The organism is Candidatus Merdisoma sp. JLR.KK006, assembly GCF_036941035.1.
Lineage (GTDB): Bacteria > Bacillota > Clostridia > Lachnospirales > Lachnospiraceae > Laedolimicola.
In genome coordinates this window covers 40,411-51,478 of record NZ_JAYMNS010000032.1, presented here as the reverse complement: position 1 = coordinate 51,478, position 11,068 = coordinate 40,411, and the positions used below count along the sequence as shown (strand labels likewise).

The window sequence follows — 11,068 nt, the reverse complement described above, 5'->3', positions numbered from 1 at the left end:
AGAGGTGTTCAGGCCACTATTAGAGAAAGGAAAGGTGATTTTATGGCAAAGCAAACAAATTCGCTCGCACATACGAAGTGGATGTGTAAATATCACATCATCTTCACCCCAAAGTATAGACGAAAAATTGTCTATAATCAATATAAAACAGATCTGCGTGATATCTTAAAGCAGCTGTGCAGTTATAAGGGAGTGGAGATTATTGAAGGGCATCTTATGCCGGACCATGTACATATGCTTGTGAGCATACCGCCGAAGATAAGCGTTTCATCGTTTATGGGATATCTGAAGGGAAAAAGTGCCCTGATGATGTTTGACAGGCATGCAAACCTGAAGTATAAGTTTGGAAATCGTCACTTTTGGTCAGAAGGGTATTATGTCAGTACCGTAGGCCTGAATGAAGCCACGATAAAAAAGTATATTCAAGATCAGGAGAAAGCAGATATCATGCAGGATAAGCTGAGCGTGAAAGAGTATGAAGACCCTTTTAAGGGTCAGGGCTGAGTAGTACGAACACCCCTTTAGGGGTAGCAACGAGTGGGTAGCAATGTGGCTTGAACGGAGCCGTGGGAAGGCTGCAAAGGGCAGACTTCCCATGGTCTTAAAGAGAAAGCCAGCGCCTTGAGGCGCAGCCGAGTAGGGCGGGCTTAGAGCCTGCGTCCCGAGCCACCCGTTTTACGGGTGGGGGCGACTGAAACCCGCATAGTTACTGTATTTTAATTGAATATTGTCTTTCACTTATTTGGTGAATAGAAAAAGACCTCAATCTATGGTAAAATTTAGGTGTCCAATCCAAATCAAAACCAAAGAAAGGGTCTTTATATGGATATTTTAAACACCGTAAGCTTAGAAAGCAATAGCCAAATCAAAATTAATTTTGATGGAGGCGATCTATCCTCCGATGCAGGACTTCTCCTGTTCAAAGAGTTTCTGTTTAAGATCGGGGCGGTTAAACTCGTCAACCGTATGTTCAAAACCAATGATAACGCATCCTTCCGCATCCATAAGGATGATACGAACCTGATGCAGGTGGTTTACCAGATCATCAGCTCCTACTTTGAGGATGACTGTGCAGACGAACTGACAAACGAACCGGTCATGACAGCCATTTTAGAAAAGGATGCCCTGGCATCCCAGCCTACCCTGTCACGCTTTTTTAGCCGCATGGATGAAGATACACTCACCCAGTTAAACCAGATCATCCGCAGACTCCGTAGGGTTGTCTATTCCATAAAGAAACCGGAATTCATGCTTTTTGATCTTGATTCTACACTTCTTGATACCTATGGAAACCAGGAAGGGGAAGGGTTCAACTACCATTATCAGGCCCACGGTTATCATCCGCTGTTATGTTACGACGGGTTGACCGGCGACCTGCTGAAAGCGCAGCTCCGTGACGGTACCATGTATTGCAGCAAAGAGGCAGATATTTTTATGGAGTCCCTTTTGGATGAATTCCTCTGCGATTTCCCGGATATGCCGCTTTATTTCCGGGGTGATAGTGGTTTTGCGTCCCCAGTCCTGTATGAAGTCCTTGAAGACAAAAACTGCAAATATGCCATCCGGCTCAAAGAAAATCCAAAGCTCCTTGAACTGGCAGAAGATGAAAGCCAGGCGCTGTACCGCGCAACGAAATCCAACCAGGTGGATTACGCCGTCGAGTATGGGGAATTTATGTACCAGGCTGGTTCGTGGAGCCATCCGCGCAGGGTGGTTTTCAAAATCGAAAAGCCCTATGGCCAGATGGTCCATTTGTATACCTTTATTGTCACGACACTGGAAATGGAACCTTATCAGGTAATCCAGTTCTATTGCGGAAGGGGCAGAATGGAGAACTTCATCAAGGAAGGCAAAAGCGGCTTTGGCTTTGCCTCTGTAAGCAGTCCCTCAAAGCTGGTAAATGCGAACCGCCTCCTGGTCCATGCACTGGCTTATAATCTGTTCAATTGGTTCAGACGGTTGGCGCTTGCCGCCAGTATGAGGAAACAGTGTATAGATACTATCCGTTTCAAGCTGCTGAAAATAGCCGCAAGAGTGGTAAGGTCTGCACGGTATAAATATTTCAAACTGTGCAGCAGCTGTCCCTACAAGAAAGAATTCTATGAAACACTGGAAAATATCCATAACCTGCGGCCACAGTTGGAATAGCAGCAGTTAACGGACTTTGACAACCATAATAAATTTCTAACCCTATCAGGGGAGGAGTCTGCCCATTTTTAGGCTATCCTGTGACAGAGTAAGGTATCAGGAGTGGCTGCAATGGTAACTACGGCGGATTTTATGCGGGCTTATACCGCTGTGAATAATTCAGGCTTATCGTGATTTGTAATGTATTTTGAAATTGCTGTTATAAAAAGCAAGACAGACATAACTGTTTGTTTTGCTTTTTTCTTGGCGTTTTTTGGAAAGAACGTTGGAATAATTTGGATGGTTTTTTATGATGGTATATGTTATAATCTCACTGACACAATTTAGTACAAATAACAGTGAAGTCAGCGGCAGGCGGCATTTCGGGAGGACAAGATGAAAGATATATTTATTACAAAATTAATTTTAGAAAAGGTCAGAAACCTGGATTACATTGAGATTCCTCTGTCAGATGAGAACAGAAAGCATCTGATTTTCACAGGTAAAAATGGGAGTGGGAAGACGACTATCCTGGATGGGCTGTCCAGTTATTTATATAACCTATCTACTTCCGATGGTATAGAAGCAAAAGATAAAAGATTGTTATCTGCGATAAAACAATTAGATACATTAAAAATGAATAGTCAAACAGAGGAAGAGATATTAAAACAAGAAAAAGAGGTAAAGAGTGCCCGGCAAATTGTTGAAAAAGAAAAAAAAGGCTTTATAGTACAATTGAATTATCCAAATCATGAAATACGTTCATCATTTGAAGCTGGAGAATTTATCATTGCCTACTACAGAGCAGACCGGATTTTTGCGGCAGAGACACCAACACACGTAGAAAAGGTAAAGCTGAAAGAAAACTATTCCATTTACGAAAATCCACGAAAGGATTTTGTAAAATACCTCCTGGATCTGAAAATGACCCAGGCATTATCACAGACCAGTGGAAAGCAGGAAAAGGCGAGAGGCATCCAGAAATGGTTTGACAATTTCGAAACCCTCCTGCAAGGTCTTTTTGAAAACGAACAGCTCAAACTGGAATTTGACGAAGAAACCTTCCGGTTCAGCATTAAAGAGCCGAAAAAGGAAGCCTATGATTTTAACACCCTGTCCAGTGGCTATGCGGCAGCATTGGATATTATGGTGGATCTCATGATCCGTATGGAAAAGCAGACCGAACGAAAATTCCACTACAATATGCCCGGAATTGTTCTAATCGACGAGATAGAGACACACCTTCATCTGGAGCTCCAGAAAAAAATATTGGGACTTTTAACCACCATGTTTCCAAACATTCAATTCATAGTTACCACCCACTCACCTTTTATACTGAACAGTTTGGAGAACGTTGTAATTTATGATTTGGAGCAACGTTTACTGGTAGAAAATGGATTGGCTGATATTCCCTATGATGGAATCGTGGAGGGATATTTCAAGGCAGACAAGCTGTCCGATAAATTAAAAGAAAAATTTGCAAGATATCAAGTACTGATTCATAAGGAAACATTAACGGATAATGACTTTGAAGAAATTGCAAATCTGGAAATGTTTCTGGATGAAATTCCGGACTACCTTGCCTTAGGTATTACCACAGAATATCAGCGGCTGAAGCTGGAACTTTCAAAAAGGGAGGACATCAATGGTTAAGATAGAACGCTCCTTTCCGGCACCTTCCTCTCTTGCAAAGGAAGCAGCTAAAAAGAATGGAAGCTATGAAAAACCGGATGTGGTTGAGCAGCTCAAAGAGGATTTCCATAATAAATGCTACATCTGCGGGCTAAAAAATTTGCAGGACCCCCAGGTAGAGCATTTACTACCTCATAAAAATGGAAAATATCATGAAAGAAAATTTGACTGGAACAATTTATTCTGGTCCTGTGGACATTGCAACGGTGTAAAAAACCAGAGGAAATATGATTTCGGCATTCTGGATTGCTGTAAAATTGATCCAGAACAGGAAATTATATTCCGTTTAAAACAGAATGATATTGAGCTGCTTTCCCGGGCAGACATTCCGGATGCAGAGACCGCACGGGCCATGGAACTCATAATGGAAGTTTTCAATTTAAAAAACACCGGTCTTCGTGTATATAAAAGCGATATGCGTCTAAAGGAGCTGCAAAAAGAAATGAATCTTCTTTTTGACAATTTGGAAAAGTTGAAAGAAGCTCCTGCCTCAGGGATTCTTCTGCAAAAGCTGAGAGTTCTTTTGAAGCGGGAATCCGCATTTGCGGCTTTTAAAAGATGCTATGTAAAGGAGCACCTTTCCGATTATCCGGAGCTGACGGCATTTATTCAGTAAAGAATAACTGATGTCACTGTTTTGTAAGTTGTTTCGGCATATTTAGTGGTGAAATCTATGCCTGTAAAATAAAAAATCTCCTTGCCTTTCTCACCAAAATGTAGTAATATACATCAAAACACCCATACATATCAGCTATAAGGGAGTAGTTGGCGGCCTGGATTTTATACCCTGGGATACACCTTCGGGACTGGCAGACTTCGTCTGACAAGGTATACCCTACGGGTACCCCATTAATACATGTCCCTTCGGGACTGGCAGACTTCGTCTGACAAGGTATACCCTACGGGTACCCCATTAATACATGTCCCTTCGGGACTGGCAGACTTCGTCTGATAAGGTATTAAGAAGCAGGACGTAACAAGATCAACATCATGGCCGTAAGACCTGGTTTTGTTTGAAACAGCGAGACTTATCTACAGAAAAAACTGTGGATAAGTCTCTTACTTTTTATAAAATCATCCAAAGCCTTCCCATATAGCAAGATGCTTTTTCCCATATCCGGCGATACTACAACAAGAAAGACAAAAAGCATGGTTCGGATATAAGAGAAGAGGGGTATTACAAAACAGGAATCCGTAATACTTTGTACAGTGCCAAAAAGATTTTCGGATATGTGCTCCATGGCTGGAAATCCTTTTGGATAAAGGGCACTGCATCAAGCATTACGGAACGGAAACGGAGGAACAAAATATGAGTTTACCAGAATTATTTATACTGGCAGTAGGTCTCTCCATGGATGCCTTCGCCGTATCTATCTGCAAAGGACTGTGTGTCCCGAAAGCCGGCATCCGTGAATGCGGCATAGCCGGAATCTATTTTGGCGGATTCCAGGCGCTCATGCCGCTGCTAGGATTTCTGCTGGGAGTGCAGTTCAAAGAATACATTACCAGCATCGACCACTGGATTGCGTTCATCCTTCTGGGAATCATTGGTATCAACATGATCCGGGAAGCCGGAAGTGCAAACGAAGAGAGCCAGGTCTGTCCAGGCGAAAGCCCTCAATCCCCCTTTTCCTTCAAATCCATGCTGCCCCTGGCCATTGCCACCAGCATAGATGCTCTGGCAGTAGGAGTAACTCTGGCTTTTCTCCAGGTAGAAGTTATTCCGGCCATAACCTTTATCGGAACCATAACCTTCGTAATTTCCGCCGCCGGCATCCGCATCGGCAATATATTCGGAAGCAAATGGAAATCAAAAGCCGAGCTTGCAGGCGGAACGATCCTAATTTGCATGGGTGTGAAAATTTTATTGGAGCATTTGGGAATAATAGGGTAAAATGAATCAGTAATACCATATCAGTGCACAAATCGATTTCCGGATGCAGATATGTGCGGCTGAACATGGATTTCATCAAGATGTGCGGACATAATAATACATAAACCGAAGTAGGAGAACACAGCATATGAACAGCCACAGTCAAACCATAGAAGAATTGCAAAAACAACTAAAAACCACTCCTGAGGGTCTAAGCAGTATCGAAGCCCAAAACCGCCTGAAAGAATACGGCGAAAACCGCTTGAAAGAAGCCGGAAAAAAATCCCTCCTGGTAAAATTCCTGGAGCAGTTCAAGGACGTCATGGTACTGATCCTACTGGCCGCAGCCGCCGTGTCCTTCTTTGCAGCCCTGTCCGAGCATGACAGCTCCGCCTTCTTCGAGCCCTTGCTCATCCTGCTCATCGTTGTACTGAACGCAATCATGGGCGTTATCCAGGAAAATAAAGCCGAGCGATCCTTAGAAGCCCTGATGCGCATGGCCGCACCCCATGCCCGTGTCATCCGGGACGGACAGGAGCAAGTCATAGACGCCGCCGCACTGGTCCCCGGCGACATCATCAAACTGGAAGCAGGCGACTTTGTCCCGGCAGACGCAAGGCTCATCACCTCATCCAGCCTCAAATCTGAAGAATCCGCCCTTACAGGAGAATCCCTGCCGGCGGAAAAAGACGCAGAAACTATCCTGCCCGTGGAAGCGCCATTGGGAGATCGAACCAACAGCGTCTATTCCGGCTGCAGCATCGTCTACGGAACCGCCGAAGCCATCGTAACAGAAACAGGCATGAACACCCAGATGGGCAAAATCGCCGGCATGTTAGAGGGCGAGAGCGAAGTGGAAACGCCCCTCCAGCAAAAGCTTGCCCGGTTAGGAAAATACATGGGAGCCTTAGCTCTCATCATCTGCGCCGTCATCTTTGCCATGGGTCTGGCAGGCAAAATGCCTGTAATGGAGATATTTATGACAGCCGTATCCCTGGCCGTATCCGCCATCCCGGAGGGCCTGCCGGTTATCGTAACCATCGTCCTCTCCATCGGCGTAGAGCGCATGGCAAAGCGAAATGCCATCGTAAAAAAACTCCCGGCCGTAGAGACCTTAGGTTCCACCTCCGTCATCTGCTCCGATAAAACAGGCACCCTGACACAAAATAAGATGACCTTAACCCAGGCATATTCGGACAAAGGAAAAATCATAGAGAAAATAAGCCCGGAAAACTCCCCGGAAATCCGCAAGCTGCTATTATACGGAACATTTTGTAGCAACGGCTCCATCCGTTTTGAGGAGGGAAAAGAAATCCCCATTGGTGATCCCACGGAAACAAGCATCATTTCTGCAGCTTACCAAAACAGAATCCGGCAAGAAGAGCTGACCAGCCAATATCCGCGAGCGGCAGAGCTTCCCTTTGATTCGGACCGAAAGCTCATGACCACCATACAGAAGATAGACGGCTCCTATACAGCCATCACCAAAGGAGCCTTTGACATGCTCTCCAAAAGATGTATACAGGGAGACATAAAAGCGGCAGAAAAAGTAACGGAAGAAATGAGCTCCCAGGCGCTTCGGGTACTGGCAATCGCATATCGGACTTTAGACAAAGTACCCGAAGAACTAACCAGCGAAGCCTTAGAACGAGATTTAACATTCTTAGGACTGGTGGGCATGATCGATCCCCCAAGAGAAGAAGCAAAGCAGGCGGTAGAGCTTTGCAAACGGGCTGGAATCCGCCCTATCATGATAACAGGCGACCACGTAGTCACAGCCTCAGCCATCGCAGGACAGCTTGGAATACTGGAAGCCGGCCAGGAGGCCATAACAGGCATGGAACTTCAAAGCATGTCGGAAGAAGCTTTCAGCCAGAAACTGGAACATATCTCCGTCTACGCCCGTGTATCCCCGGAAGATAAAATCCGGGTAGTAAAAGCATGGCAGAAAAAAGGTCGGATCGTATCCATGACCGGAGACGGCGTAAACGATGCACCGGCATTAAAAGCCGCCGACATAGGCTGTGCCATGGGAATTACCGGAACCGACGTGGCAAAAGGGGCCGCTGACATGACCCTCCAGGATGACAACTTCGCAACTATCGTAGCTGCAGTCCGGGAGGGGAGAGGAATCTACAACAACATCCGCAAAACCGTGGGCTTCCTTTTGGGAACGAACATCGGAGAAGTACTTCTGGTATTCTGTTCCATGCTGTTTTTTAAAGTATCCCCCTTACTGTCCATGCAGCTTCTCTGGATCAACCTGGTCACAGACAGTCTTCCTGCCATTGCCCTGGGCATGGAGCCGGTAGAAGACAGCGTCATGGACGCAAAACCAAGGCCCAGAGAAGAGGGAATCTTTGCCCATGGCATGGGAATCCAGGTAATCCTTCAGGGAATCATGTTCGGCATCCTGTCCCTGGCCGCATTTTGGATAGGCTGCACCTCATCCGGGGGCATAAAAGCCGGCAGGACCATGGCATTTCTGGTCTTAGGCTGCAGCCAGATCTTCCACGCTTTCAACATGCGATCCGCTCAATCCCTGTTCCGGACAGGAATCTTTACCAACCGGAAGCTGAATCTGGCCGCCATGACCTCCATAATCCTGATGGCCTGCGTACTATATATTCCGCTCCTGTCCCAAATATTCGGCCTGACCACGCTCCCGGCAAGAATGTACGGAACCGGCTTCGCCCTGGCCCTCTTCCCAATCGCCGCCCTGGAACTGGTAAAAGCCTTGGGCCTAATAGCCAAGTAACCCCGCCAGCCTCCAAAAGGAATCTAACCACCTCCAAAGCCAAGAAACATTTCAAACAGGGCTTCAAAACAGGGCCCCAACAGCCAGCAGCCGGAAAGACTTCACATTTCCCGGAAGGCGTGTTAGCGAAAGCGGAGCAGGGAGGGAAATGTGAAGTCCTTCCGGCTGCGTCCGTTTTTCCTTCCCCAGTTAGATTCCTCATCAATCTCACAATTTGCCCACGAATTTATACAAAACACTTGATTATTTGACACAATATTGATAAAATGGTAAACGGCATGAAATGGTTTAGAATTATCATATAAAAATGGAGGGCTGAAAATGAGTAGTACAGCACAAACCTTGGCAGGTAAGAGAATCGAGAGCTTACTTGACGAGAACAGTTTTGTTGAAATTGGCGGTATGGTGACAGCCAGAAGCACAGATTTCAACATGCAGCAGAAAGAAACTCCGTCTGATGGTGTAATAACCGGATATGGTGTTATTGACGGCAATCTTGTGTATGTGTACAGCCAGGACGCATCCGTATTAAACGGAACCTTAGGCGAAATGCATGCAAAAAAGATCACAAAGCTCTATGACATGGCCTGCAAAATGGGTGCACCGGTAATCGGACTGATTGACTGTGCAGGTGTCCGTCTTCAGGAAGCCACAGATGCTTTGAACGGCTTCGGGGAGATCTATCTGAAGCAGACATTAGCATCCGGCGTAGTTCCCCAGATTGCGGCAGTATTTGGAACCTGCGGCGGCGGACTTGCCGTAGTACCGGGACTTGCTGATTTTACATTTATGGAGAAGAGCAAAGCAAAGCTTTTCGTAAACTCCCCCAACGCCATTGAAGGAAATGAGATTTCCAAATGCAACAGCGCATCCGCTGCATTCCAGGCAGAAGAAGCCGGAAACGTAGATGTAGTCGGAGACGAGGCAGGAATCCTTGCTCAGATTCGTGAGCTGGTAACCATGCTTCCGGCCAACAACGAGGATGACGGCTCCTACGAAGAGTGCATGGACGATCTGAATCGTGTATGCGAGGATTTGGGAAATGTAGAGTATTCCGCACCCTACATACTTTCCAGCATTTCTGATGGAAACGTATTCTTCGAGACCAAGGCAGACTATGCAAAAGACATGGTAACCGGCCTCATTAAATTAAACGGCATGACCGTAGGCGCAGTTGCCAACAATGATACGGACATGACGGCAAGAGGCGCTTTGAAAGCAGCGGACTTCATCAACTTCTGCGATGCATTCAATATCCCGGTTCTTTCCATTACCAACGTAAAAGGCTATAAAGCAAATATGTGCACTGAGCGCAATATTGCAAAAGCTATGGCAAAGCTGACCTACGCATTTGCCAATGCCACCGTTCCCAAGGTAAATGTAATCGCCGGAGCAGCCTACGGAAGCGCATACGTATCCATGAACAGCAAGGGGATCGGTGCTGACGTGGTTTACGCATGGACAGGTTCTTCCATAGGAATGATGGACGCAAAGCTGGCGGCCAAGATTATGTATGCCGATGCGGACGCTGCAGAACAGCAGGAGAAAGCCAAGGAATACGCAGCACTTCAGGCAAGCCCGGAGGCAGCCGCAAGAAGAGGCTATGTAGACAGCATTATCGAGCCCAAGGACACCAGAAAGTATGTAATTGGCGCATTTGAGATGTTATTCACAAAGAGAGAAGATCGCCCGGACAAAAAACACGGAACGGTTTAAGAGAGGTGAATAATATGAAGAGAAACATGAAAAAATTAATCAGCCTTTTGGCGTTGCTCGTTTGTGTCATCTCCCTGGCCGGCTGTGCGGCGAGAAAAGAGCTTCCCAAGGAGGAAATGTACCGGAACAAATCCGACCAGTATGTGAAGATGCTGACCTCCATGAGCGAAGAAGAGTTAAATGAGTTAATAGCGGGGCTGGAAGAGGAATTTGAAGACTTTGAACAGGAAGTGGCCCTGTACCGCTATATCGGCGGAACGGGACAGAAGTTTGACTTTACGGCAGACGCTTATCTGGCCCTCTTTAAGTCCTATGCCAGCAACCTGGATGATTTCGGTGCCTATGTAGGCGTAAAGGAATATGAGGGCGGCGTAGAGAAGGACGGAGAAGTTACCTATGATGTAGTTTATGAATTTGAAAAGCATGATATGCGGCTTTCTCTGGTGTATGACAGCCATGACGTTGTAATTACCGTAACGGCTGATCCCATTTACAGCACCGGGGAGATTCTTCAGAAAGCCGGAATGAACACCCTGCTGGGCATGGGCGTTGTGTTCACGGTTCTGATTCTCATCAGCCTGATTATTTCCTGCTTTAACTTTATACCTGCCATTGAAAAGAAATTCAGCAAAAAGAAAGCAGAAGAAAAGAAAGCGGCAGCGCCTGCGGCTCCAGTGGCGGCAGCACCGGTGGCAGCACCTGCAGCAGAAGAACCTGCTGACGATCTGGAGCTTGTAGCTGTAATTACGGCAGCGGTTGCAGCAGCCATGGGAACTACGTCAACAGACGGATTCGTGGTTCGCTCCATCAAGCGCAAAAGCAATCAGAAATGGAAAAAAGCATAAATCAAACTTATTGGACTTAAAGTCCGGTAATGCATATTTTTAGGAGGAATCAATAAG

General features: G+C 46.2%; 8 protein-coding genes. All 8 read left to right on the top strand.

What is annotated here, in order from left to right; all coding sequences use genetic code 11:
- The first annotated feature begins 42 nt into the window (after window positions 1–42).
- The 8 genes from tnpA (at window position 43) to VSQ61_RS18925 (ending at window position 11,011) form a co-directional block, all read left to right on the top strand.
- Window positions 43–504 carry an IS200/IS605 family transposase gene (gene tnpA, locus VSQ61_RS18960; RefSeq protein ID WP_334345959.1) on the top strand — a complete coding sequence of 154 codons (462 nt, stop codon included), beginning with the start codon at window positions 43–45 and terminating at the stop codon, window positions 502–504.
- Window positions 505–822: 318 nt separating this feature from the next.
- Complete coding sequence (locus tag VSQ61_RS18955) at window positions 823–2,148, top strand: IS1380 family transposase (protein WP_334345958.1); 1,326 nt, start codon at window positions 823–825, stop codon at window positions 2,146–2,148.
- A gap of 375 nt (window positions 2,149–2,523) precedes the next feature.
- Entirely contained in the window at window positions 2,524–3,780 is a 1,257-nt protein-coding gene (locus VSQ61_RS18950) for an AAA family ATPase (protein ID WP_334345957.1), read from the top strand.
- Window positions 3,773–4,435, top strand: a complete 663-nt coding sequence (locus VSQ61_RS18945) for an HNH endonuclease family protein (RefSeq protein WP_334345956.1) — start codon at window positions 3,773–3,775, stop codon at window positions 4,433–4,435. The genes VSQ61_RS18950 and VSQ61_RS18945 overlap by 8 nt, the downstream gene beginning before the upstream one ends.
- Window positions 4,436–5,128: 693 nt before the next feature.
- Window positions 5,129–5,713: a manganese efflux pump MntP gene (locus tag VSQ61_RS18940; protein ID WP_334345955.1), complete on the top strand. Its 585-nt coding sequence runs from the start codon at window positions 5,129–5,131 to the stop codon at window positions 5,711–5,713.
- A 127-nt stretch (window positions 5,714–5,840) separates the two neighbouring features.
- A complete protein-coding gene (locus tag VSQ61_RS18935) occupies window positions 5,841–8,450 on the top strand; it encodes a calcium-translocating P-type ATPase, PMCA-type (protein WP_334345954.1) in 2,610 nt (869 codons plus the stop codon).
- A 321-nt stretch (window positions 8,451–8,771) separates the two neighbouring features.
- Window positions 8,772–10,166: an acyl-CoA carboxylase subunit beta gene (locus VSQ61_RS18930; protein WP_334345953.1), complete on the top strand. Its 1,395-nt coding sequence runs from the start codon at window positions 8,772–8,774 to the stop codon at window positions 10,164–10,166.
- Window positions 10,167–10,180: 14 nt separating this feature from the next.
- The gene (locus VSQ61_RS18925; protein WP_334345952.1) at window positions 10,181–11,011 is read left to right on the top strand and encodes an OadG family protein; all 831 of its coding nucleotides are present in this window, start codon (window positions 10,181–10,183) and stop codon (window positions 11,009–11,011) included.
- Window positions 11,012–11,068: the final 57 nt, after the last annotated feature.